Origin of the sequence: Pseudomonas putida S13.1.2, from assembly GCF_000498395.2 — a bacterium.
Lineage (GTDB): Bacteria > Pseudomonadota > Gammaproteobacteria > Pseudomonadales > Pseudomonadaceae > Aquipseudomonas > Aquipseudomonas putida_Q.
The window spans coordinates 485590-509650 of the sequence record NZ_CP010979.1; the positions used below are offsets into that span (position 1 = coordinate 485590).

At 57.8% G+C, this 24061-nt stretch carries 18 protein-coding genes and 1 tRNA gene; 11 read left to right on the forward strand and 8 right to left on the reverse strand.

The annotated features are described in order from the left end of the window. Nucleotides 1-2: 2 nt before the first annotated feature. The 5 genes from N805_RS01985 to N805_RS02005 all read left to right on the forward strand — a co-directional run bounded on the left by N805_RS01985 (nt 3) and on the right by N805_RS02005 (nt 3657). Nucleotides 3-392, forward strand: a complete 390-nt coding sequence (locus N805_RS01985) for a helix-turn-helix domain-containing protein (protein WP_026034360.1) — start codon at nt 3-5, stop codon at nt 390-392. 63 nt (nt 393-455) lie between these two features. Continuing rightward, nucleotides 456-1094, forward strand: coding sequence for a UvrY/SirA/GacA family response regulator transcription factor (uvrY, locus tag N805_RS01990; protein ID WP_023047491.1), 639 nt, complete (start codon nt 456-458; stop codon nt 1092-1094). Nucleotides 1095-1100: 6 nt separating this feature from the next. Beyond that, on the forward strand, nt 1101-2924 hold the full coding sequence (gene uvrC, locus N805_RS01995) for an excinuclease ABC subunit UvrC (RefSeq protein WP_019470562.1): 1824 nt from the start codon (nt 1101-1103) through the stop codon (nt 2922-2924). A gap of 33 nt (nt 2925-2957) precedes the next feature. Continuing rightward, complete coding sequence (gene pgsA, locus N805_RS02000; protein WP_019470563.1) at nt 2958-3518, forward strand: CDP-diacylglycerol--glycerol-3-phosphate 3-phosphatidyltransferase; 561 nt, start codon at nt 2958-2960, stop codon at nt 3516-3518. A gap of 63 nt (nt 3519-3581) precedes the next feature. After that, nucleotides 3582-3657: transfer RNA gene (locus tag N805_RS02005), tRNA-Gly, on the forward strand. A 151-nt stretch (nt 3658-3808) separates the two neighbouring features. Here N805_RS02005 and N805_RS02010 read toward each other — a convergent pair. Further along, on the reverse strand, nt 3809-4600 hold the full coding sequence (locus tag N805_RS02010; RefSeq protein ID WP_019470564.1) for an SDR family NAD(P)-dependent oxidoreductase: 792 nt from the start codon (nt 4598-4600) through the stop codon (nt 3809-3811). Nucleotides 4601-4862: 262 nt separating this feature from the next. Here N805_RS02010 and N805_RS02015 point away from each other — a divergent pair, with 262 nt between their 5' ends. Next, nucleotides 4863-5672, forward strand: coding sequence for a sugar phosphate isomerase/epimerase family protein (locus tag N805_RS02015; protein WP_019470565.1), 810 nt, complete (start codon nt 4863-4865; stop codon nt 5670-5672). A gap of 69 nt (nt 5673-5741) precedes the next feature. Here the strand turns inward: N805_RS02015 and N805_RS02020 are convergent, their stop codons facing one another. The 4 genes from N805_RS02020 to N805_RS02035 all read right to left on the reverse strand — a co-directional run bounded on the left by N805_RS02020 (nt 5742) and on the right by N805_RS02035 (nt 10277). After that, complete coding sequence (locus tag N805_RS02020) at nt 5742-6548, reverse strand: IclR family transcriptional regulator (RefSeq protein ID WP_019470566.1); 807 nt, start codon at nt 6546-6548, stop codon at nt 5742-5744. Between the two features lie 30 nt (nt 6549-6578). Then, nucleotides 6579-7577: a Gfo/Idh/MocA family protein gene (locus N805_RS02025; RefSeq protein WP_019470567.1), complete on the reverse strand. Its 999-nt coding sequence runs from the start codon at nt 7575-7577 to the stop codon at nt 6579-6581. Nucleotides 7578-7865: 288 nt separating this feature from the next. Beyond that, nucleotides 7866-8690, reverse strand: coding sequence for a shikimate dehydrogenase family protein (locus N805_RS02030; RefSeq protein ID WP_019470568.1), 825 nt, complete (start codon nt 8688-8690; stop codon nt 7866-7868). A gap of 156 nt (nt 8691-8846) precedes the next feature. Next, on the reverse strand, nt 8847-10277 hold the full coding sequence (locus N805_RS02035) for an MFS transporter (RefSeq protein WP_019470569.1): 1431 nt from the start codon (nt 10275-10277) through the stop codon (nt 8847-8849). 274 nt (nt 10278-10551) lie between these two features. Between N805_RS02035 and N805_RS02040 the strand changes: the two genes are divergently transcribed. The 5 genes from N805_RS02040 (at nt 10552) to N805_RS02060 (ending at nt 15211) form a co-directional block, all read left to right on the forward strand. After that, nucleotides 10552-11346 carry an IclR family transcriptional regulator gene (locus N805_RS02040; RefSeq protein WP_019470570.1) on the forward strand — a complete coding sequence of 265 codons (795 nt, stop codon included), beginning with the start codon at nt 10552-10554 and terminating at the stop codon, nt 11344-11346. 5 nt (nt 11347-11351) lie between these two features. Continuing rightward, a complete protein-coding gene (locus N805_RS02045) occupies nt 11352-12152 on the forward strand; it encodes a 2-keto-4-pentenoate hydratase (protein ID WP_046811342.1) in 801 nt (266 codons plus the stop codon). Between the two features lie 3 nt (nt 12153-12155). After that, complete coding sequence (locus tag N805_RS02050; RefSeq protein WP_019470572.1) at nt 12156-13049, forward strand: fumarylacetoacetate hydrolase family protein; 894 nt, start codon at nt 12156-12158, stop codon at nt 13047-13049. A 16-nt stretch (nt 13050-13065) separates the two neighbouring features. Then, a complete protein-coding gene (locus tag N805_RS02055) occupies nt 13066-13761 on the forward strand; it encodes a hypothetical protein (RefSeq protein WP_019470573.1) in 696 nt (231 codons plus the stop codon). Between the two features lie 178 nt (nt 13762-13939). Continuing rightward, the gene (locus tag N805_RS02060) at nt 13940-15211 is read left to right on the forward strand and encodes an OprD family porin (RefSeq protein WP_019470574.1); all 1272 of its coding nucleotides are present in this window, start codon (nt 13940-13942) and stop codon (nt 15209-15211) included. 648 nt (nt 15212-15859) lie between these two features. On the opposite strand, the gene N805_RS02070 is transcribed toward N805_RS02060, so the two are convergent. The 3 genes from N805_RS02070 to N805_RS02085 form a co-directional block, all read right to left on the reverse strand. Continuing rightward, a complete protein-coding gene (locus tag N805_RS02070; protein WP_026034361.1) occupies nt 15860-16123 on the reverse strand; it encodes a PAAR domain-containing protein in 264 nt (87 codons plus the stop codon). A 545-nt stretch (nt 16124-16668) separates the two neighbouring features. Continuing rightward, nucleotides 16669-21270, reverse strand: a complete 4602-nt coding sequence (locus N805_RS02080) for an RHS repeat-associated core domain-containing protein (protein WP_019470578.1) — start codon at nt 21268-21270, stop codon at nt 16669-16671. Then, nucleotides 21263-24022: a type VI secretion system Vgr family protein gene (locus tag N805_RS02085; protein ID WP_019470579.1), complete on the reverse strand. Its 2760-nt coding sequence runs from the start codon at nt 24020-24022 to the stop codon at nt 21263-21265. Before N805_RS02085 ends, N805_RS02080 begins: the two co-directional genes overlap by 8 nt. Nucleotides 24023-24061: the final 39 nt, after the last annotated feature.

Sequence of the window (24061 nt, forward strand, 5' to 3'; positions counted from 1 at the left end):
CAATGAACGGGATTGGTCCGCGGCTGCGGGAAGAGCGTGAGCGCCTGGGCATGACCCAGCGCGTGTTTGGCGATATCGGTGGGGTCGAGCCCAACGCCCAGGGCAAGTATGAAAGCGGCGAGCGTACGCCGCGGGTCGATTACCTTGCAGCGCTGGCGGCCAGGGGGGTGGATGCACTGTACGTGCTTAGCGGCATGCGCACGCCGGCCCCGCTAGAGGGCTTGAGTACGGATGAGTCGGGGTTGCTGGGCGCCTTTAGGCAGTTGCCGATCGACGACCAGGCGGCCATCTGGCACCTGCTGGGCCGCTTGAGCAGCGATAGAAAGCCCCGGCAAACCGTGAGGCCTGTCACTGTTGAGCGTCAGGCGTTTCTTACAGAAGCAATGCGTTAGACCCGCTTGGAAAAATTTTGTTAAGGTGGCGGGATCCAATCGCCCTGCTGACGAGGTGTGTGCTTGATTAGGGTCTTAGTGGTCGACGATCACGATCTGGTACGAACCGGTATTACCCGCATGCTGGCCGACATCGATGGCCTGCAGGTGGTGGGTGAGGGTGACTCGGGCGAATCCGCGCTCAAGCTGGCCCGCGAGCTGAAGCCTGACGTGGTGCTGATGGACGTGAAAATGCCCGGCATCGGCGGCCTTGAGGCCACCCGCAAACTGCTGCGCAGCCACCCGGACATCAAGGTAGTGGCCGTGACCGTGTGCGAGGAAGACCCGTTCCCCACCCGCCTGTTGCAAGCCGGTGCCGCCGGCTACCTGACGAAGGGCGCAGGCCTTGACGAAATGGTCCAGGCCATCCGCCTGGCATTTGCCGGCCAGCGCTACATCAGCCCGCAAATCGCCCAGCAGCTGGCGCTGAAACCGTTCCAGCCGCAGGGCTCACCGTTCGACACGCTGTCGGAGCGGGAAATCCAGATTGCCCTGATGATCGTCGGCTGCCAGAAAGTGCAGATCATCTCTGACAAGTTGTGCCTCTCGCCCAAGACCGTCAATACTTACCGTTATCGGATCTTTGAAAAACTCTCGGTCACCAGCGACGTCGAACTGACCTTGCTGGCCGTTCGCCACGGTATGGTCGACGCAAGCCTGTAAAACCTCATGTCCCAAGTGTTTGATGCCAGCGCATTCCTGGCCACCTGCAGTGGTCGCCCGGGCGTTTACCGAATGTTCGACGCCGAAGCCCGGCTGCTTTACGTGGGCAAGGCCAAGAACCTCAAGAAACGCCTGGCCAGCTATTTCCGCAAGACCGGCCTGGCGCCCAAGACCGCCGCGCTGGTAGGGCGTATCGCGCAGGTCGAAACCACCATCACCGCCAACGAAACCGAGGCGTTGCTGCTGGAGCAGAACCTGATCAAGGAGTGGCGGCCGCCGTACAACATCCTGCTGCGCGACGACAAATCCTACCCTTACGTGTTCCTGTCCGACGGCGAGTTCCCGCGGTTGGGCATTCACCGTGGGGCGAAGAAGGCCAAGGGCCGCTACTTTGGCCCATACCCCAGCGCCGGGGCTATCCGCGAAAGCCTTAGCCTGCTGCAAAAGGCCTTTTCGGTGCGCCAGTGCGAAGACAGCTACTACGCCAACCGCACCCGGCCGTGCCTGCAGTACCAGATCAAACGCTGCAAAGGGCCCTGCACCGATCTGGTCACCCCCGAAGAATACGCCGAGGACGTGCGCCACTCGGTGATGTTCCTTGAAGGCCGTAGCCAGCAACTGGGCAACGAGCTGAATGCCGAGATGGAGAAGGCCGCCATGGCCCTCGACTTCGAAAAGGCCGCTGAGCTGCGCGACCAGATCGCCTTGTTGCGCCGCGTGCAGGACCAGCAGTACATCGAGGGCGGCAGTGGTGACGTCGATGTCATCGCCGCCTTCGTCAACCCGGGTGGCGCCTGCGTGCACCTGATCAGCGTGCGCGGTGGCCGGGTGCTGGGCAGCAAGAACTTCTTCCCGCAGGTGGGCATCGAGGAGGAAGTGGCCGAAGTCATGGCCGCATTCCTTTCCCAGTACTATCTGGGCAACGCCGAACGCGAACTGCCCGGCGAGTTGATCGTCAACGTTGTTCACGAAGATTTCGATGCCATCACCGAAGCGCTGCACACCCTGCGTGGCCGCGAGCTGACCATCAGCCACCGGGTACGCGGCACGCGCGCCCGCTGGCAGCAGCTGGCAGTGACCAATGCCGAGCAGGCGCTTAATGCTCGCCTGGCCAACCGCCAGCACATGGCTGCACGTTTCGAGGCCTTGGCCGAAGTGCTGGGCCTGGACGAAGTGCCGCAGCGCCTGGAATGCTACGACATCAGCCATTCCAGTGGCGAAGCTACCGTGGCCAGTTGCGTGGTATTCGGCCCAGAAGGCGCGCTGAAGTCCGACTATCGCCGCTTCAACATCGAAGGCGTCACGGCCGGCGATGACTACGCCGCCATGCACCAGGCCCTGACCCGCCGTTACGGGCGCATCAAGGACGGTGAGGGCAAGCTGCCCGACGTGTTGCTGGTGGACGGCGGCAAGGGCCAGCTGAACATGGCCCGCGATGTGATGCAGGAACTGGGCTTCACCGACCTGACCCTGCTCGGGGTGGCCAAGGGCGTAACCCGCAAGGCCGGTTTTGAAACCCTGTACCTGAACGACGTGCACCACGAGTTCACGCTGAAAGGTGATTCACCGGCCCTGCACCTGATTCAGCAGATCCGCGACGAAGCCCACCGTTTCGCCATTACTGGCCACCGCGCTCGCCGCGGCAAGGCCCGCCGGGTGTCCAGCCTGGAGGATGTGGCCGGGGTAGGGCCCAAACGCCGGCGCGATCTGCTGAAACATTTCGGCGGCCTGCAGGAGCTCAACCGCGCCAGTGTCGATGAAATCGCCAAAGCCCCCGGCATCAGTAAAAAGCTTGCCGAGTCGATTTATGCCAGCCTGCATAGCGAGTAGAATGCCGGGCTCAACTTGCAGCCAGTCGTACCGATGAATATTCCAAACCTGCTCACCGTTCTACGCGTCCTGCTCATTCCGTGCTTCATTCTGCTGTTCTACATGCCCTATGACTGGAGCTACATGGCAGCCAGCAGCGTGTTTGCCGTTGCCGCCGCCACCGACTGGCTGGACGGCTACCTGGCGCGTCGCCTGCAGCAGAGCACGCCGTTCGGTGCCTTCCTCGACCCGGTGGCTGACAAGCTGATGGTGGCCGTGGCCCTGGTGCTGCTGGTACAGACCCACGCCAACTTCTGGCTGACCCTGCCGGCGGCGGTCATCATTGGCCGCGAGATCGTGGTGTCGGCCCTGCGCGAGTGGATGGCCGAGCTAGGGGCGCGGGCGCATGTGGCGGTGTCCAACCTTGGCAAGTGGAAGACCGCGGCGCAGATGCTGGCGCTGGTGATCCTGCTGGCCAACCCGCCAGCGGTAACGTTCTGGGTGATTCTGGGCTACGGGCTGCTGCTGGTGGCGGCGGGGCTGACGCTGTGGTCGATGGTGCACTACCTGCTGGCTGCCTGGCCGCACCTGCGCGAAGGCTCCGAGCAGAAATAAACTTTTTTTGAATCAAGGGGTTGACGCTGTTTTAGAAATCGCTAGAATGGCACCCATCACGACGCGGGAATAGCTCAGTTGGTAGAGCACGACCTTGCCAAGGTCGGGGTCGCGAGTTCGAGTCTCGTTTCCCGCTCCAAATAAAGATCTACAGGTTTCCCTCGAAGTCTGTAAGTCGTCGAAAAAAGGCCCTTCGGGGCCTTTTTTCGTTTCTGCTGGAATCACCAATTAGCAGCCTTATCCCGGCATTTCAGGCCAGAGCCTGGTCGTGCGCCGGGCGTTATGGGTGCCTAGGATTTGGAGCTCGGTCGGCCCGGGATATGGCTAAGTATCGACTTGGAAAAGCCGCCATCGACACAAATATCCTGCCCGGTGACAAAGCCGGCTAGCGGGCTAACGAGAAACTCGATCACGTTCGCGATATCCATTGGCTCACCAATTCTCCCCAGCGGAATAATCCCTTCCCGTGCTTTCTTGATCTGCGGATCAGCATACATTTTTTCAGACATGGGTGTATGCGTCATACCTGGCGACACGACATTCACTCGAATGCCCTCAGGTGCCCACTCCAGAGCCAGCGTTTGCGCCAACATGGTTAATGCTGCCTTGGTGGGGCTGTAGGCGCCAGAGCCGGCATGCGGAAGCTGGCCAGACATCGAAGAGGTGAAGCACGCTGAGCCTCGGCTCTCGCGAAGATGCGGGTAGCTTGCCTTGGCAAGCAACCAAGCGCCGCGAAGATTGACGGCGAACATGTCGTCCCAGTCCTCAAGGGACAAATTACAGATCGCGCCGGGGCTGGCGATGCCGGCATTCGCAACCAGCGTGTCAAGCCCGCCAAATTCTGCAACTGCAGCTGCTACCAGCTGCTCAGGCACTGCAGGATCGCCAAGATCACCGGACAACGAAATCGCGACGCCACCCATGGCCTTGATTGTTCGAACGACCTCATCCTGGGTTGCGTTTGGAGCCTGGCCACAAACGGCAATTTTCGGCTGCGAGCCCCGGGCAAGCGCCGCCTCCGCGATTCTCAGGCATGCAGAAGCACCGATGCCGCTACTACCGCCACTAACCAACGCTCTCATTTGACAACCCTCACTCATGGATTTTGTTGTAGGTGGAGCCTTAACCTACAAAACTGAATGCAACTTTGCAATCAAATTGACAATGGAAGTCAGTTTCGTTATGGTTTTTTCGTCATCAGGATGTCCTTGACGGCGCAGTGGCTGGCGCCATCCAGTTACATCCATCGCGTCTCTCCGTAAGCGATAGCGGTCAACTTACAAAATCACAATATGAATGGCCCGTTTCACTCAGGTGAATACTCAACTGAAAGGATGTTTGGATATGATCATCAGCACGTTTTCTTATCTGTGGTCGTCCACGGCAATCGATGCAATTGCGCAGTTGTCTGAGCATGGGCACCGTGTGTTCGAGGTGCCCGTAAGCTCGCCACATTGCTGGCCGGTGGAAATGTCGACCGCAGAGCGTTCTGCTGCAAGCGTGCGACTGCGTCAGTACGATGCGAAGATCAGGTCGCTCAATGCCGGCGGCTATGACATAAACCTGGCCAGCCCCGCCGCCAACATGCGTCAGAAGAGCATCGATCACATCAAGGCGGTGATTGACCTGGCAGTCGCCTGGGATACCCGGGAGGTGGTGATCTCCCCTGGCACCCGGCGCCCGATGATTTCTCCACCGCTTGAAAAGACTTATGACTGGATGTACGAGAGCCTGGCGGTTTTGACGCCATTGGCGAAGCAGGCGGGTGTTCGCTTGCTGCTAGAAAATACCCCGTATTGCTTCACGCCTACGATGCGGGAGTTGGCAGAGGTTGTTGGGGTTCTCAATGATGATGTCGTCAGGGTCGTTTATGACATCGCCAATGCTGCTTATATAGGTGAGGATCCGGTAGCGAGTTTGTTGGCCTATCAAAGCGCTATCGACTTTGTGCATGTCTCCGACACCGGCACGGATGTTTGGGGTCATGATCCAGTTGGCACCGGAATCGTGGACTTCGTCGGATTGGGTGAGGCCGTTCACGCGACCTGCGGTATTGAAAACTGCGTGCTCGAAATCATCCGCGAAGAAAACGCTTTGTACGAGCTGAACAAAGGTGTGCAGGATCTGCGTGACAAGGGTTGGAACATTCCGTAATTGCTTTCCTGACGCGCGTCGTCACAATAGCCCTGAGGCCCGCACTGGGCCCAGGTGCACGTGAGAGGGTTAGCGTGAGGGCAGCGAATCTTCACCGCTCACCGAAGTCCACAGCGACCAGCACTCGCCAACCCTGATGGCCGACCTTTTCAAGCGTTCGATATGAGCATCCAGGGTTTCCTCGTGCATGCGTGCGATGGGGCCGGCGATGCTGAGGGTTGCCACTGGGCCCGAGTTGTTTGGCCGTGATACGTCGAATACAGGCACTGCCACAACGCACACGCCCACTTCACCTTCTTCTCTGACTATCGCGTGCCCCTCTTTGCGGATCAGCGCGATGTCATCGAAAATGTCGCGTATCGAAACGCGTGCGTTAGGCCCTGCGTACTCCCGGCTGTTCTCGATATCCCAGGCGGCGAGAATGCGCATCGCGCGTTCATCACGCATGGTGGAGAGCCATGCTTTGCCTGCCGCAGTGGTATGGGGAATGATTTTTTCATCCAGGGCGCGGCGGTATTGAAGCCCCCTGGTATTTTTCGTGGCTTGCAGTACCCACGTCAGATGATCCTCTGCAACTTCCGCCAAGCGAACATGTTCGCCGGTTTCCCTGGCGAGTTCGTTAAGCAAAGGTTGCATGATCCTGGCAAAGCCGGTTTCAGTGATGTAGTTCACGCCCATGCTGGGGATTTTCAGCGTCAGGCAGTAATGGTCCTGCTCGTCCTGGTAAACGTAGCCTCTTTCCCGCAGGGCGCTCAATATACGGTGAGCCGTGGCCATGGGCACTTGAGTCTGTTCACTGATTTCAGACAGGGCGAGGCCGCCTGGATGTGAAAGGAGCAGTTCCAAAGTATTGAAGTAGCGGCCTATATGTGACAATTTTCTAATCCTTTGTTTTGCGTCAGGGTGTTAGACCTTGATGGGGACGCCGCCCAGGCGATCTGACTCATAGGCCGCCTCGATGATACGCATGACGCGGTGCATGGTTGCTAGCCCGGCGCCTGCATAAGCACTATCACGGTCAGCCGCCAGGATGTCGGTTACGAAGTTGTCGTAATACACGTCAGAGTTCAAGCTCATGTGCAGGTCACTTGCCTGCCCGGCCGCGTCGACCAGCCGCATGCCATCTGCGGTGGAGCGTGCGTAAAACTGATCAGTTGACATTGAAAATGAATACTCCCGCTGCTCGGGGGTATTGGCGGGATAATTGTACCCCGTTTCGATAGTGCAGATGCAGCCACTCTCGGTCACCAGGGTCATCAACGAGCCGATCTCAACGGCTGTCAGTAGCGGGTCGCGATACATCACTGCCGACACGCTTCGAATCGCCTCGCCAGAAATTTCCTGAACCAGATCGACGAAATGTGGCGCGAGATTGATTGTGCATCCGCCACCCGAGCGTTTCGGCTCAAGCATCCAGGAGCAACTGTTAGCCAGGTAGCGGCCAGGCGGGCCAGCGTTGAATCGAAACGCCAGGGTCCTCCACTTGGCTTCACGCTGCCTGGCTTCTTGTTTCAGGCGGTTCAGTAATTCGCTGTGCCGCCATATCAGCGGCACCGCCACGAACAGGCCGTCGGCTTCGGTGCGTTGGTAAAGGTCCAGCACTTCGTGCTGGGTTAGTCCACAGGGCTTTTCCATCGCGAAGGGGACTTTTTGCTCGATCAATGCCGTACCCATGGCATACAGCTCATCGTGTGGGCCAAAGGCAAAGGCGAAATCAGCCTCCTCGTTTTCCAGCAGGGTTTCCCAGTGATCGTAAAGTTGTGCACCGAAACGCTGGGCGAGAGCAGGCCCCCGCGATCCTGTTGCGTCGGACACCGCCGTGACCGTTACATCAGGCAAACGCTCCAGAGCATCGAGATAGAGGGGGGTGTGCCAGTGACTGACTTCCAGGAGAACGACGTTCAAACATCCACCCTTTATAAATAAGTAAGTTTGAATACTTGCTGACGCTATCGAGGTTTCGGATGTGACCGCTAACCAGTAGCGCGCAAGCGACATTGGCGAAGTTGCAAGCAGCCTAACACGACCCTATTACGAACGGAAGTGAGTTACGTTGTTGTTGGGCGTTGAGCGCTGTGGAGGCAAGGCAGCCAGCACCAAGGATGTGAGCATGCCGAAAGCATGCGCATCGTTGAGGCTCCGATTGGCGTGATGAAGCACGCTCGGGCTGGCAGCCAGGGGGAGGAGGGGGTGTTACAGTCCGGTCGAGTAGCGACGCTCGATGTCTTTGAAGCCCAGGAAACCCAGTGCCAGCAAGGCTTGGCCTAAATGCATGGGCTGGCCATCAAGGGTTTTGCATCCGCGTGCTTGTGCCGCCAGTAACAACGCGGTTGGCTCGGATCGAGTGATGTTGTCGACCACCACCATGGCGGGGGTCAAGTGCTCTGCTTCTATTGGCATCGGATCATCAGGGTTCATGCCGAGCGGGGTAGCATTGATAACGATGTCATGACCTGCAGGGTCTGCGGGCCCTGCCTGCACATCGCACAAACCTTCTTTGCCAGCGTTTTGCGCCAGGTCGGCGGCACGGTGCGGATCCAGATCTGAAATGATCAGTGAGCGGGCGCCAGCAGCGGCAACGGCAAAAGCGATGTCCCTTCCCGAGCCACCGGCTCCGACCAGGAGAACCGATTTCCCAAGTACAGAAACTCCCTGACGCTGCATGCCCAGTATGCAGCCGAGCCCATCGAACACAGCGCCCTCCCAGCGACCGTCCTTGTCGCAGCGAACCACATTTATTGCCCCTACCTGGCGCGCGGTGGGGTGAAGAATGTCCACGACTTCAAGCATGGTTTGCTTGTGCGGCATGGTGACCAGAAGCCCAGCGAGGTTGCGCACAGCGCGCGCGCCTTTGACAAACTCGGCCAGGCCCTGCGTGCCGACCTCCAATGGGATGCAGACGGCGTCAGTCTGTGCTTCGGCGAATAGCCTGTTCAGCAGCATCGGGGATTTGGCGCTCTTGAGCGGGTCACCTATCAATCCATAGATGCGCGTGTTGCCGGTGATGAGTGGGTGCATGTGGACCTACTGTAGTTGGCGAGTGCGCGCCAATTGCCAGCTCGCGGATTGGATTCTTGCTGGCGGCGCACACGTTCATCGCCTTGGGGCTCAACGTGCTGCGCAGGGCAATTGCGCAACACGTTGAGCGTGATGGGTCTGGTTGTCAGGTGTGCGTCACTGCAGTTGATTTTTCAGCGCTTGATTGGGGGCGCTACTGCTCGATCTGGGATTGGACTTTTCCTGCAGCAGTTCGTACTCCTCCTTCGACATCGGCACAGCGTTGGGGTCGCCAAGTTCGCTCAGGCGAATACGGAACGTTTCGCGGGTAGTGAACGCTGCAATTGCGCAGATTGCACAGATACCAAACGTCAGGGCGCCAATTTTCAGGGGGATATTTTCGGTGCCAGGAGGCGCAACCGATACGAACAGCGCTGGCAGAAACGCAGTGCATGCCACGCCGATGTTTTGACCGATAGCCATACCGGTGACGCGTACCCGAGTGCGGAACAACTCTGGGAACATGCTTGGGAAAACACCATTGAAACCTTGGTAGGCCACGCCCCACATGAGAAGCGACAGGATCAGTGACAGCCAGAGATTGTGGATGCTGATCGCATAGAGGTACCCAAACGACAACAGGCCGCCGCAGAGCACGCCCACGATCACTGGGGGGCGACGCCCAATTCTGTCAGAGAGTTTACCGACGAATGGGATAAGTATCACCGCGCACAAATTGCCCAGGACTGGAATCCACATGAACAAGCCTGAGGGGAAGCCAATACCGTAAGCAGGCTGGACTGCATAGGTGGCGCCGAACACGGAGGCGAGGATTGCCAGGACTGCAGAGAGTGCCATGCAGACGACGCGCAACACATCCTTCCAGCTTTCGGTGAGCACTTCGACCACTGGCAATTTACGAGGCTTGTCCCCTGCTTGCGCCTCAGCGAAGACCGGGGCTTCATGTACTTCACGGCGGATGATCCAGCCGACCACAAGCACCACAGCGCTAAGCAGGAACGGAATTCGCCAGCCCCAGGACGCAAAATCATCTGCGGGCATGAATTGGGCCAGCGGCAGGAAAACCCCCGCCGCCAACAGTTGCCCAGCTTGCACGCCTTGAAGCGTAAAGCTTGCGAAGTAACCACGGCGCCCATCAGGGGCATGCTCCATGGTCATGGAGCTTGCGCAAGACACCTCGCCGGCAACCGCAAACCCTTGGATAAGACGCAAGGTGATCAGTATTGCGGGCGCCCACACGCCGATCTGCTCGTAGGTGGGGAGCAGGCCAATGCACATGGTCGAGAAACCCATCAAGAACATGCAGTAGACCAGGACGGTCTTGCGGCCATGGCGGTCACCCAGGTGCCCCAGCACCACCGCGCCTATAGGGCGTGCGATGTATCCCACGCCGAAGCTGGCGAGTGAAACGATGATGCCCACGGTGGGATTGTCCGTTGGAAAGAACAGCTGCGGGAAAAGCAGGGCTGCGGCAGTCGCATAAATGAAAAAGTCATAGTACTCCAACGCCGATCCGATCCAGCCGCTAGCAGCGGCCTTCCTCGACTGACGCTTGGAGTGTGGATCGCTCGGGATGCCATGGCTCATGAAGTGTCTCCGATACCGTGATTTTATTATTGTAACTTCGTTCCATTTGTAATGTTGTTCCCGAGTATTGCCTTTGTCAAGGGTGCAGGCACAGCTCACGACCCGGACGTGGACGTGCGACAGGCTGGCTGCTCAAGCCGCGTTCAGTGTTGATGGCAAGGGTGCATTTGCGTTGACGTGACGATCAGACGATGCTTACTATTGTAACTGTGTTCCAAATAGAACGGCGTGACATTTTGGTTGGCGCTGCTCATAACCAGCTGAGAAGAATCCCATGAGAGTCGTTAAAGGTGCTGTTGATCGCTGCCTTGAGGCTATCGAGCTGCTGGCTCGTGAAGCCCGCTGGATGCGAATGTCTGATATTGCAGGTGAACTGGGGATGGAGAAGGGGCCGGCCCACCGTGTGCTTGCGCAGTTGGTCGAACAAGGATGGGCCGAGCAGGATGAGGCAACATCCCAATACCGGCTGACACTCAAGCTGGCGCTTTTGGGGCAGCGTTACCTGAACGGCATCGGGTTGCCGGAGCTTGTGCAGCCGATCATTGAAAACGTAGCGTCTTTATCCCATGAGCTGGTACGCCTGACTGTCGTCTGCGAGGGCGGTTTGTCTTGGCTCGCCTCGGCCCAAGGCGCCGCACCTGGTTTGATGTACTCGCCAGCCATGGATCAGCCAATCAATCTGTACACCACTGCTAACGGCAAAGCCTGGCTTGCATCCATGCCTGACGAGCAAGCTGTCGAAATTGCGATCCGCGACGGTTTGGGCAAAGACCTGGGTATAGGTAAAGGCCCCAAGGCTATCAATACCGTTGAACGCTTGCTTTCCGACTTGGCGGCGACCAGATCACGGGGTTATGGGCTCGTTGTGGAAGAGGCTGAGGCTGGTGTGTGGGCAATCGCGGTGCCGGTGAAGATGATCCCGTCTGGAGTTGTGGTCGGGACCATGAGTATTGCCGGCCCGGTGTTGCGGATGCATCCAGACCGCTACGACGATTTGCATGCACTGCTTGAGGATGCTGCGAACAAGCTTGGTACGGTATGGCCTCGGCAACCCAGCGTGCAGGGGTGAAGCTCATGGATCAGTGCAGTCAATCAGCTGATGCGCGTGAACCCACCCTTTTGCAAGCCGCCGCGTACCTCGCGAACGCACGCCAAACGGGTAATCGACTAGATGCTCTGCCCTGCAATGAGGCGTCACTGAGCCTGGAGCAAGGCTTCGAGATACAACAGCATGTCGGTGTGCTGGCCGGGAAAAAAGTGGGCGGATGGAAATGCGCATTGCCCAAACCTGGCAAGTGGATAGTCGCGCCCATTTACACCGATAGCATCGTGAGTTGCGACCGATACCCCCTGGGCTTCGCAACTTCCACGGTACGAATCGAACCCGAGCTTGCTTGCGTGTTGGGCGCCAGTCTTCCTGCCCGCGCGGCGCCCTACACGGCCGATGACATTGCGCGGGCCATCAGTCAGGTACACCTTGCACTCGAGGTAATCGACTGTCGGTACACCGATCCGCAAAAGGTCCCGTTCGAGCACTTGCTGGCTGACGGGTTGTTCAACCATGGGCTAGTGCTGGGGCCTCGTGCCATTTCGCTGAGCTCGAACAATTTGCCCACTCACCTTGATGTAACCCTGAGTCATCCGGGTGTAGAGCCTGTGAGCATTGCCGGCACTCACCCGGATCAAGACCCCGTCTCGCCGATCGTCTGGCTCGCCAATTTTCTCTCTGCACGTGGCATCGATCTGGAGGCGGGTCAGGTCGTGATCACCGGCTCCTATGCGGGGCTACTCGAAGTTCCCACCCACCAGCCGCTGGATATCCAGTTCGGCGAGGCAGGATCCCTGTCTGTCTTTTTTTCAACGCTTGAGGAGTAACGTATGCGCTTGGTTCGTTTCGGTTTGCCAGGACAAGAACTGCCTGGGATTTTGGATGCTCAAGGACAGATAAGGGATCTTTCGGGCATTGTCGATGATATCGATGCCGCAGCGCTGGCGCCGTCCAGTATTGAAAAACTGCGTGGCATCGACACCGGGCGCCTGCCGCTGGTACCGGCGGGTGCCCGTCTGGGGCCGTGCGTGGGCAGCGTGCCGAACCTGATCTGTATCGGCCTCAATTATTCTGACCACGCCGCCGAAACCAACACGCCTATTCCGAGCCAACCTGTTGTGTTCAACAAGCACACCGGGTCCATCAGTGGTGCAAATGACCCTGTGATCCTGCCGGGTGATGCGAAGAAGCTCGACTGGGAAGTCGAACTGGCTATCGTGATTGGCTCACCCGCCTGGCACGTAGAGGAAAGCAAAGCGCTGGATCATATCGCCGGTTACTGCCTGGCGAACGATGTCTCCGAACGCGCGTATCAGCTTGAGTACGAAGGGCAATGGACCAAGGGCAAGAGCAGCTTTTCGTTCGCGCCACTGGGTCCCTGGTTGGTGACGCGCGATGAAATCGCCGATCCGCAGAACCTCGACCTCTGGCTGGAAGTGAACGGCAAGCGTTATCAGAACGGTAACACCCGGACGATGATCTTCAGCGTGGCCCACATCGTGTCCTACCTTAGCCGTTTCATGCCGCTGATGCCGGGTGACGTCATCATTACCGGCACGCCGCCCGGCGTAGGCCTGGGTCAGAAGCCGCATGTGTTTCTCAAGGCCGGGGATGTCATGCGCGTAGGTGGAGCGGGTTTGGGTGAGCAGACCCAGACGGTAGTTCCCTATGTTTCGGAGATGGGCGCAGCCTGGGTTGACGGTCGCTACCCTAACGTTGATTGATCCCGGAGAAAAAGATATGAGTTTTGCAGGAACAGGCGTAGTTGCAATTTGGCATGATCTTTTGCCCGAGGCGCGGGATGAGTTCTACGAGTGGCATAACCGTGAGCACATGCCCGAGCGGGCGGCGATCCCCGGGTTTCAGCGGGGGCGGCGATACATCGCGCTCGATGCGGGGCCTTTGTATTTCAATCTGTATGAGGCCGATACCGTCGGGGTGTTAGGGGGGGCAGATTATCTGGCTCGCCTTAATGCGCCGACTCCCTGGACACAGAAAGTCGTGCAGTCTTACCGCAATGTCGCTCGATCAATCTGTGACGTGCACTACACCGCCGGCGTAGGAAATGGCGCCTACCTGGTCACCCTGCGCTTCAATGTGACCGCCGAACGCCACGCAGACGTTCTCCAAGCGTTGCGTGATCAGGTGTTGCCTCCGCTGGCCGATGCTCAAGGGATCACCGGGATCCACCTTTGCACCGCCGATGAAGCCGTCAGCAAGGTTGAGACGGCAGAGAAAAAGGCCCGATTGGAGGGCACTGAAATCCCATCCTGGATCATCATCATCGAAGGCTGTGCCGCGGACTATGTCGGGCATGCCAGAGAGCAGCTGGTCGCGGCCGTTGGTAACTTGCTGGACGAACCTGAACCGCAACTCGCCACGACGCTTTATCAACTGGAATATACCCGCTGCAAGACGCCTTCCAGCGCGGGCTGATAATGGCGGAGCTGCAGTAAGCAAACAGTGCTCCGCGTTTTGCTCTTTTGGGTGCGCCTGGCGTGCATGATAAGCACCGCTGTGGGCGCGCTCTTTTTTTGGCCAGCAAACTCGTCGAATGAATGTTCGGCGTGACGGGCTGCGTTTGAATTAAATATCTGTGATGGAAATAATAAAAATGAAAATCCGCGCACCCGAGTATATTTTCAATAACGCAAACGTGTTGATCGCCGTGCCACTGCTGAGTACTGCAATCAGCGTGCAGGCAGTCGAAACCGGATTTATAGAAGACTCAACGGCTGGGTTAAACCTGCGTAATTACTCTATGAGTCGCAACTATGTCAGCGACTCGGCGACTCAAAGTAAGGCCGAGGCGTGGAGCCAAGCGTTCATTTTGAATTACACCTCCGGCTTCACCCACGGCCTGGTAAGTTTTGGGGTAGACGCGATGGGCCTCTACGCTGTGAAACTGGACGGTGGCCGTGGCACTGCCGGCACCCAATTGATGCCAGTTCATGACGATGGCCACGCGGCGGATGATTACGGGCGGCTGGCGATTGCGGGAAAAGTACGGATCTCGGCTACGGAGCTCAAGGTTGGCGAATGGATGCCTACACTACCGATCCTGCGTTCAGATGACGGGCGATCGTTGCCGCAGACGTTCAGAGGTGCGCAGATCACTTCTCGAGAGATTGAAAATCTCACCCTGTATGGTGGCCAGTTCCGTGCCAACAGCCCACGAAACGATGCCAGCATGGAAGATATGTTCCTTGCCCAGAAACCGGGCGTCACCTCGGATCGGTTCAACTTTGTGGGGGGTGAGTACACGTTCAATGACAAGCGGACGTTGCTCGGTGGGTGGGGGGCGGCGTTAAAGGATATCTACCGTCAGCAGATGATCCAGGTCACTCACAGCCAGCCCATTGGCAAATGGACGCTGGGTGCTAACGTCCAATGGTACAAGGGTCAGGATGAGGGGCGGTCATTGGCGGGGGATCTCGACAACCGTACCTGGTCCGGATTGTTTTCAGCGAGGTACGGCGCGAACACCTTCTCTATCGGTCTGCAGAAGGTCTCCGGCCAAGACGGCTGGATGAAAGTCAACGGTACTTCAGGTGGCTCATTGGCTAACGACAGCTTCAGCTCCAGCTACGAAAATGCCAATGAGCGCTCCTGGCAGGTGCGCCACGATTATAATTTTGTGGCATTGGGCGTTCCGGGTCTGGTCGTCATGAACCGCTATATCAAAGGGCGTGGTATTCATGTTGGGGGTGAGACCGGTGTCAAAGAGTGGGGGCGGGAGACCGAACTGGCTTATGTGTTCCAGTCTGGCGCGCTGAAAGACTTGAATATCAAATGGCGGAACTCGACGTTGCGTCGGGGTTGGGGTACCAACACGAGCTTCAATGAAAACCGTCTGATCCTCAACTATCCACTTTCGCTGTTTTGATTGATAGGGATGGGCGGCGTCTTTGAATTCCCGGCATCCGACAACGCAGCGCCCAGATCGTAGGCAGACAGCCGCGGCATTCAGGCACAAATCCCGCACCGCGGTGCCGTAGCCGTGACTAACGTGGGCTACCTCGGCATGGCGCCCGTCACACAAACCACGCCCATGACCACCCACGGTGTCCACCAGGGCCATTGGTGATGCATGCGGTAGTGCGGGGCGCGACATTGTTCAATGGGGCGGTCAGGCGCTGTGGCGCCGGTTCAGGTCTGCGTTGCACAACGATCCGGTGCAGCTCGCTCTGGGATTCTGGATGGAGCATCGCCAAAGGGGAGGGCGACAACCAGTTTGGTCTGCAACAGCGGTTCGCTGGGCAGGCCATGGGGTCTTCAGGGATACAGTCGAAGCCGACATCGAACAGGTTGTGCTGCAAGCCTTTAAGTTGTGCAGCGAGCGGCACTCCGAACAGTTGGAGATTGATGTCGGGTTCTTCCTCGCCTATAGCGCTGCCAGGCGCTTGGGGAGCATGCCATCCGGCAATGCCATACATCCCCGGGCGATCAGGCCTTGCTCGTAGGTTAGCAGCGGCGGCAACAGACATACTGCTGGGATGTCTGTTGTTCACCTACTCCATCTGGCCTAGTTCACTCAGCGATGGACGCTGCCGTGTGATGCGCTGGCGATCAAGCTGGCGCCGCACGCGGTCTTCATGCCTTCGAGCGCGACGGGTACTCCGTTGACGCGGTAGGTGTCACTGCCCTCGATGATTGGGAACTCGCCTTTGCATAAAGGGCAGTAGACCATGTTTCCTTTGCCGGCCATTGGTTTGCCGTTGAGGTTTGTATGGGGTATGGATTCAATTACTTCACCTCCGTGATCGGTTGAGTCGTTAAGTCTTACAATTTGTGGCATCATCAAGTCCTCTTAAAGTTTCTGCTGAACTGCGCAGTCTCCATCACCCCTTACCGGTATTAGGTGACCTCACCGGCAACATTGATCCTTTACGGCAGTTGACCCAGGGTATCGTATGCTCATTGACTTCGATGGAGGTTGTATAGCATGTGAGCTTCGTGTCGCTTCAACGTTTGCATCGTTCTTTGGCTTCCTAGCAGTGCATGCATTTCTAAATCCCGATGTGTGTTTGTCAATTCAATCAAGCTAGCTTTTGTTGCATTTAAAGATAATCTCATCTTCCGTTATGTGGAGTTCGCTGGTTATGAATGTCATTGCTTCGGACAGGCTGGTATATGACTTGCGTATATGTACCCTGTAAAGGTCGGTGGCGTCTTCATAGTCCTCAAGATATTCGTCAAGACCAATATGGAAGGTGTTATTGTGGAGTTTTATGAAAAATTCCTTCTTGTAGATTTTTCCGTTTTCATTATATTCGTGTTCTAGCCATAGTTTTTTATTCTGCTTTAAATGGCTTTTTATTTTTTGAAGCTGGTTATAAATTTTCATCGTCTTTTTGGTCTCGTGCCCGGGCAATTAGGATTTCTCTCGATGAAGATGTCTGCTCTAGATCCTTCTGGTGTGACTATATTAATATGAGGCAAAGTTTTATGCGCATGGCCGTCGGGAAGTGATTCATGGCCGTAAAGAACTCCAGTTACTGGATTGATTTTGAAATCCATATGATAGCTGGCTCTTCCCGTGCCATTTTGGCGGAGGGACTTGAAAGCAGCTTTATCCCTAGCAATCTTGTCTGGAGTTTTATCACCCGCGCCTGCCGATTTCTGCGCGTCAGGAAAGGCTCCGAACAATACGGCGGAAGCCTCTTTGTAAGAGCAAACGGTAACGCTTTTACCACTTCGCAACTCTGCGACTGCTTTGATTATGCTGAGTGGAGATAAGCCTCTAGGGTCATCCCATTGTAAGGGGTTTGGAGCATATTGATATACATTCAGCCCCCCGCTGAATCCGATCGGATCTTTTCCGATAAAACGCCCCAGGCGCGGATCGTAGTGACGATATCTATTGTAGTGTAGCCCAATTTCTGTATCTAAATACTGACCAGGTAGTCGAACAGGGTTGCAAATGTCCGCCCGCTTAGCTTTTCCATTTGTTTCGCAGGTTCCCCCCCAAGCCTGAAAGATTCCACTCCAGGCGATTTTCCCGCTCTCATCAGTAAACTCATGGGGTGTTCCGAGACAATTGCAGTGCCACCAGCCAATCTTATCAAAACGTCTCATTACCGGTTTGTGTTGCCACACTGGATCCCGGTCAATGTCATATGGGAAATCATAGCTCGGCTGATGCATCATTTCATCAATATGGTTTATCACGCCTTGCGCGACCGGAATGAAGGTCCCCGGCTCGAACACGTAATGCGTGGTCTGTCCCTTGCCATCACGCCCTCTCTGTTCGAATGCTAGCGTATCGCCGTCCCAGATGAACAACGTCAAATCGCAACCCAGCTTTTCATCCAGCGCGCGCCTGGCGTTCTCGTTCCAGACCGGTCCAGCTTGTACCCGGTTTCGGTACTTCGAGCGTGAGTCCTTGTAGACCCGGCGGCCTAATGCGTCATAGCCAAACTCGACAACCAGACGCTCATCTTCGTAGCGCCGCAGCCGGTCGAACAAGTCCCAGGTAAACTTGCCAGTCTTGCCGTTCTCAATCCGCTCCAGCAGATTGCCGCGCTCGTCATACCGATACTGCGTACCGCAATAGCTGCGCAGCACGTTGTCCATCAGTTTGCGCGGCGAGTGAGGATTGGCCCCCGGCGGTGCTTCGGGGTCCAGCAGGTTGCTCGCCGGGTCGAAGGCGAATGTCTCCTTCTCATAGTTGTGGCTGGCTTCGAGCAAGCGGCCGACCGGGTCATAGCGATAGCGCAGATCGCCACGGTTCAGGTCATTGATGTGGTGTAACTGGCCAGCTTCGTCGTAGCGGTAAGTGCGCGCCGCTATTCGTTTGGACTCGCCCTGTCGGGCCAGCGTCTGCTCCAGCAACTGGCCATTCGGGCTCCAGGTTTGTCGCTGGACCAGGCCGTTGCCTTGCACGCGCCCGATCTCTCGGTGCAAGTCATCACGCTCGTAACTGATCAACTCCTTGTCATCGAGTTTTAGGGCCAGTAGATGTCCGCTGCCATAGGTCAGCCAGCTGACCCTGTGCCCATCGGGGCGAGTGGTGGCGATACGTTGGTTGAGGGCATCGTATTCATGGGTGAACACGGCAACCTGTGGCTTTGTAAGGTAATCCAGCCACTGGTGCTCGCGCGTATTGTTGCCCGCCGCATCGTAAAACCACTGCAGTCTGCAGGTCTCGTTGTTGGCCGACAGCAGGTTGCCATTACCGTTATAGGCAAAGGTCTCAACTTCCCACTTCTCGCCGCCGCGCCGTCCGGCCTTGCGCTGAATGAGCCGGCCCATCGGGTCGTATTCGAAGTGGGTGGTCCTGTCGCCATCTACACGGCGAGTAGGCAGGTTACTGCCGTTGTCGTAGAGGTAGTGGGTGGTTTCCTTGTCGAAACCGGTTTCCTTGAGCAGCCGACCCACAGGGTCGTACTTGAAACTGGCTTCGCTGTTGTTCTCGTTGCGCAGGCGCACGAGCTGACCGAGCTTGTCCCAGTGATAGGTGAGGGTGGTGTCGTTGGCGTTGAGACGCTGATGGATCAGGCCGGCTTCGTTGTAGATCCAGGATGTACTTCGATGAAGGGCGTCGGTGTGTTTGAGTAAACGGCCCTCGGCATCGCGTTCGAACTTTTCTTTGGTCTTGTCTGGGTGGACCAGCAATGTCAGCTGGCCGGCCTCATAGTGGTACTCGGTTACCTCGCCGGCGGCGTTGATCAGTTTGGCCAGTTGGCCCAGGGCATCGTACTTCCATTGCGTGGTCTTGCCCGAGCAATCGGTGTAGCTGGTCAGCTGCCCATCACGGTTGTAAGCCAGTTTCTTCTCACCGCCGTTGGCATCGGTGATGGCAACGGGGAGGTTGTCACTGTTGTAGGTGTAGAGGGTCTTGTTTTCCAGTGGATCCTGGGTTTCGATGATGTTGCCGCGCTGGTCGTAGTCGTATTTCCACAGTCCGCCCTCGGCGTCGCGGCTCTTGAAACGCTGGTCCAGGTCGTCATAGGCGTGGTGGATCGATGAGCCGTCCGGGCGAGTGTGCTGCAGCAGATTGCCGCGCTCGTCATAGGCATAGACATCGCTACTGCCATCGGTGTGAATATGCTGGGTGACGTTCTTGGCAGCATCCCGGTAGAGCCATTCCTCGTTCTTGTCGGGATGGATGATGCGGTACGGGTAGCCGAGGATGTCGCAGAAGTGTTGGGTTTCATTGCCGTTGGCATCTACGATACGGGTCAGGCGGATGTTCGGGTCCCAGCTCAGACGGGTATCCAGGCTGCCATCGTCGCCCCACTCGCGAACAGCTTTGGCATCAGCGCCTTCGCCAAGCCATTCGAGGTTCATGCCCCGACCGGTCCGGTCTGTGTAACGGGTCACCAGGTGGTGCTGGTACTGGTACGTCCATTCGGCCCCATGTTCGTCCTTTGCGCTGCACAGGTCGCCTTGTGCGTCGTAGATGTATGACGCCAATTGGCGCTGTGGCTGCCCTTCATACATCAACCAAAGCGCGACGACGCGCCCCTGATCGTTGATATCCGTATGGATGTGCTGATGCGGGGTGTCGTGCTGGTAAGTCACCAGGTCCGAAAGGACAGTGGCATTTTCGACACGATGCTCATAGTGCAGAGCAATGCTTGCGCCACCTTTTTTCTTGATGGAGGTCAGTCGGAACTGATTACCGTCTCGTTGATAGATTTCCTGGCTTTCGTGCCCGCGAAGGATGGCGAGCGTATCGTTGGAAATCCGAGCGATGACTACGTTCTCGATGGGGTCGTAGTGGCTGCCCTCGAGCTTTGGTAGGGCGTACTTTTGACTTCGGCCATCTGTACCATGGTAGATGAGCTGGTCTTCATTCAGATCAAAACGGGCGGCGAACGGTGTAATCCAGCGTGCGCCATAGGGGCTGTCGTCAAAAGCAAACAATGTAGAGCGGTAGGTGCGGTACCATTCGATGGGAAACACCCCTGGCAACTGGAAGTCAGTGTGGACAATCGTCTCGCTGCCAGTGGCGAAGCTGATGCTGCAGTTGGTTCCCGCTTTTACTCCGCGCTTTTTGCAGTTGGGATCCGCTCTCGTGGGGCGTTGACCGGGAGCGGCTTCGGTGGAGTTGCGCCCTTGTACTTGGCGGCTTTGGGCAGTGGAGCCGGGAGCAATATTGGCTCGCCGTGTTGGCCGTTTGCCTTTGCTTAGTGCCGTGCGTAGCACTTCAAGAATGGCGGCGATGCTACCTGGGTTCGTCTTCTCGCCAATCTCGACGATCTTCCCGCCAGCCATTTCGCCAATGCTTTCGAGGCTTTGAGCGACAGGCTCAAGTAGCTGTTTCAGCTTCGTGCTCTCACCGAGGCCGAGTTCATTTCTACTGAAGCCGTAGCCTGTCTTTCGTTTGAGGAAATCAGAGGCTTCTGCTACTAGGCGTATTCCGGGGAACAGAACCGTTAGGGCTACATCCTTGATTGTTCCGTCAGCCACCGACCTAATCAAGTCGGCGAGGAACTTGCAAACTTCGACAATTTTTGCGGCGAAGCTGGCAAGAATACTCTGCAGCTTAATCTCGACCTCGGCGACGAACGCTTCTAGGTCACCGGGGCAGACGTAGGCGAGAGCGCCTTCAATGGCGCTGAGCAGTGCTTGAACTATGCCGTCCTTGCTAGCAGTCCTTATCGACTTCAATGTCGGGCGCATCACCATTCGGGCAGGGCCAATACCCGGCAGTGGCGCGATAGCAAATAAATTGATGCCTAGGCCCACCCAGTTGAACACATCAGCACGGTAGGTATTGTCGCCCTTGGCGAGCTCTATGATGTCGCCCACTGCATCGGTTGCGGCAAAGATGGATCCGGCTACTGGCAGCATCTCGCCGACGGTTATTACGGTTCTCCAGTTGACGATGTCGCCGGTGAGATCGGTCAGCCACTGGGCCAGCATCTCTGTGCCGACCTTCACATCTTCTTCGTCAAACGTTTCTTTAGGGGCTACCACCCCGCTGCACCTATCCATGCTGAATGTTCCTTGCGTTGGCGGCGGTCATTGGAATGGAAAGGGCTTTCAGCTTGGCTTCACTGACACCCGACGGCCTGAGGGCAGTCTCCAAGAGGGTGTTGGCGTCTGGGGCTTGCATCTCGCCAGCTTTGATAAGTTGGCTCACAGCCTCCTGCATTGCTGCAGCCGGGCTGAGTTGCGAGCTTTCATCGGCAGCCGGGGAGGGGGGCTGCTCCTCGAATGGGGCTGCAGACGCAGCTCTGGTTTGGTCTCGACCGAAATGCACTTTCACGGGGCCAGATGCCAGACCTGATACGACAGCGAAGCCATTCTCATCCAGCGCACCTTTAACCACTTGGCCAAGTGCATCCTCGACCTCGTACTTGGCACCTTTGAATGCATGGTTGTTGGCGTAGTGCTGGAACAGCTCCAGATTGCCTTTGCCCGATTTGATGTCTTCGGGAAACGCCGCCGCCTGGCTTTTCGAGCCCTTGTAGATGAAGTCAGTGGCGTGCGCGGTGTACTGGCCGGCCGTTGCATGCACGATGCCGCCAGCGTTATAGGTGGTACTGCTGCCACCGGCCTGGATGACTAATTCCTCCTTGGCACTGAGGGTGATCCGCTCGGCAGTGACGGTGACCTTGAGCTTGGCCAGCAGGTTGATGTTGTCCTTGAGCGCTTTGATATCGATGTCGCCGGAGGCCGCTACCAGTCGCCACCCCATGCTTTGCACGAACTGCCGCACCCCACGACTGGCACTGATCAGCAGGCGTTTGCCGATCGCCATGCTGGTGTGACCACCCGTGCTCAGGCCCAGGTGTTCACCGCTGGCGATGTGGGTCGATTGTGGGGTGCTGGTGGCGATGCCGGTTGGGCTGGCGAGTACCAGTTGCGGATCGGCCAGTTCGGGGAAGCGGTTGGCCTCGGGGTTGCCGCCGCTGCCACGGATGGCGTCGTGCTGTGCCTTGAGTGCATTTCCCACTTCATCCTGATCACCGCCGTCCTGCGCCAAGTGATCGCGGGCTTCACTGGCAAAGGTGGAGTGGTATTCCTGTGCGGTCTTCAGGCGCTCGACGGTTTCTGCGAGGTCCGTATGGTGTTCGCTTGCGCGGGCTCGCAGTTCGGTGGTCAGCAGCAAGCCGCCGCCGGCACGCACGACACCGTGGCTATCTGTGCGCAACTCGAAACCTTGCCCCCGGGGCTTTCCGCCGAAGTGGCGCGGATGGGTGAGGTACCCCAGGTGCAACGCCGAGTGATCGTGGTCACTCATCAGCGCCGCGCTGATCTGCCCGGTGGTGTCGTCCAGGCGCAGTTCGTTGTGTCGCTTGCCGTGGTGCTCCTTGCTGCGGATCGGGCTCACGGCCTTGAAGTCGGGCAGGCGGTAGGGCGGGCGGTTGACCACGTGGTAGCTGCGCCCGGTGATCATTGGCTGGTCGGGGTCGCCGTTGAGAAAACTGACCACCACTTCCTGGCCAATGCGGGGAATAGCCATATGGCCCCAGGTCGCGCCGGCCCAGGCTTGGGTGACTCGCACCCAGCACGAGCTTTTGTCATCGTCCTGGCCCTGGCGATCCCAGGGGAACTGCACGCGTACGCGGCCGTGCTCGTCGCAGTAGATTTCTTCACCGGGCGGGCCGACCACCTTGGCCATCTGCGGGCCTTCGATCACCGGTTTGGGGCGGGCAGGGGCGTGCCATTCGACCTGCGCCGGGATCAGGGTAGCGGTGAACGCGTAGGAGGTGCTGACCTTGGCGTCAGCCGCTTCCTCTTCCAGTGCCGTGAACTGGCGACCTTTGTGCTTGATGTGCAGCGGGCGCCAGAGGATGTTCATGTCGTCGCGGGCATGGCCGGTCAGCTGAAAGGCAATCCCAGGCTGCAGGCGCGCATCGTCCCCTTCGACCTCGGCCACGCGGGCATCACCAAACAGGGCATTAACCTTGGTCTGGGTAAACGGTTTGCCGGCGTTGTCGTGCTTGTAGCGGCCGGGGTAGTCGTAACGCTCGTAGTCGTGGCGTTGACTGCCCATGTCCTGAGGGAACATGGCGTGCTCATGGTTGTAGCGCGGGTGGGCAAAGCTGTAGTCGCGCTGGACCTGGGTGCTGGTGCGCACCTGCTCGCGGTAGGCGAAGCGACGCAAGCAGGGCTGCTGCTGCGCGCCGCCGGGGTTGGCGACGTACAGCACCGGGTCGCCTTGCAGGCTACCGAACTGGCTGATCTGGTCGACCTGGACCACGCCATGGCTGCCTTCGCTGTGCTCGAAGATCGAAATCAAACCCTCTTCAGCCGAGAGGCGCCAGAAGAAGTCCAGGTCCAGGTCACCGGGCTGGACGCAGAACTCTCGGTTCTGGTGTGGGTTGGCCACGTGCTGGGTCAGCGTGCCCCACTGGCGCTCCTTGAACAGTTCCTCCAGTAGCTGCGGGACGGGACGGTGCTGGAAGATTCGCCAGTCCGATTGCAGGCCGGCGCGGGCCAGCTGTGGCTCGACGACGGCGCGGTAGCGGGTGCGGCGGTGGCCCGTTGTGCCCTGTTCAAAACTGCTGATCAGGCCATTCACATGGCGCACCGCCTCACCCTGCTGCCAGATGGTCAGCACGGCGGGTTGGTCGAGCAAGGTGGCAAAGTCGGCGTTGTCGGCGAAGCTGACCAGCTCGACTTCCAATCGGTAGAGTTCACTGACCCCTTCGGTCAGTTCGAAGGACACGACATCAAACGCAATTGCTTCATCGGCGGGTGTGCTGAAGGTAAAACGCACATCGTTCAAGTTGCTCATGCAGACTCCTGCTGTTCATCCTTTCGGGCAGGTTCATGG

Excerpts from the sequence above, each read along its gene's own strand:
- N805_RS02035 (WP_019470569.1), bottom strand. The coding sequence starts at position 10,277 with ATGAGCCATGGCATCCCGAGCGATCCACACTCCAAGCGTCAGTCGAGG.
- N805_RS02085 (WP_019470579.1), bottom strand. The coding sequence starts at position 24,022 with ATGAGCAACTTGAACGATGTGCGTTTTACCTTCAGCACACCCGCCGAT.
- N805_RS02045 (WP_046811342.1), top strand. The coding sequence starts at position 11,352 with ATGGATCAGTGCAGTCAATCAGCTGATGCGCGTGAACCCACCCTTTTG.
- N805_RS02015 (WP_019470565.1), top strand. The coding sequence starts at position 4,863 with ATGATCATCAGCACGTTTTCTTATCTGTGGTCGTCCACGGCAATCGAT.
- N805_RS02080 (WP_019470578.1), bottom strand. The coding sequence starts at position 21,270 with ATGGATAGGTGCAGCGGGGTGGTAGCCCCTAAAGAAACGTTTGACGAA.
- N805_RS02030 (WP_019470568.1), bottom strand. The coding sequence starts at position 8,690 with ATGCACCCACTCATCACCGGCAACACGCGCATCTATGGATTGATAGGT.
- pgsA (WP_019470563.1), top strand. The coding sequence starts at position 2,958 with ATGAATATTCCAAACCTGCTCACCGTTCTACGCGTCCTGCTCATTCCG.
- N805_RS01985 (WP_026034360.1), top strand. The coding sequence starts at position 3 with ATGAACGGGATTGGTCCGCGGCTGCGGGAAGAGCGTGAGCGCCTGGGC.
- uvrC (WP_019470562.1), top strand. The coding sequence starts at position 1,101 with ATGTCCCAAGTGTTTGATGCCAGCGCATTCCTGGCCACCTGCAGTGGT.
- N805_RS02010 (WP_019470564.1), bottom strand. The coding sequence starts at position 4,600 with ATGAGAGCGTTGGTTAGTGGCGGTAGTAGCGGCATCGGTGCTTCTGCA.
- N805_RS02060 (WP_019470574.1), top strand. The coding sequence starts at position 13,940 with ATGAAAATCCGCGCACCCGAGTATATTTTCAATAACGCAAACGTGTTG.
- N805_RS02050 (WP_019470572.1), top strand. The coding sequence starts at position 12,156 with ATGCGCTTGGTTCGTTTCGGTTTGCCAGGACAAGAACTGCCTGGGATT.
- N805_RS02070 (WP_026034361.1), bottom strand. The coding sequence starts at position 16,123 with ATGCCACAAATTGTAAGACTTAACGACTCAACCGATCACGGAGGTGAA.
- N805_RS02055 (WP_019470573.1), top strand. The coding sequence starts at position 13,066 with ATGAGTTTTGCAGGAACAGGCGTAGTTGCAATTTGGCATGATCTTTTG.
- N805_RS02040 (WP_019470570.1), top strand. The coding sequence starts at position 10,552 with ATGAGAGTCGTTAAAGGTGCTGTTGATCGCTGCCTTGAGGCTATCGAG.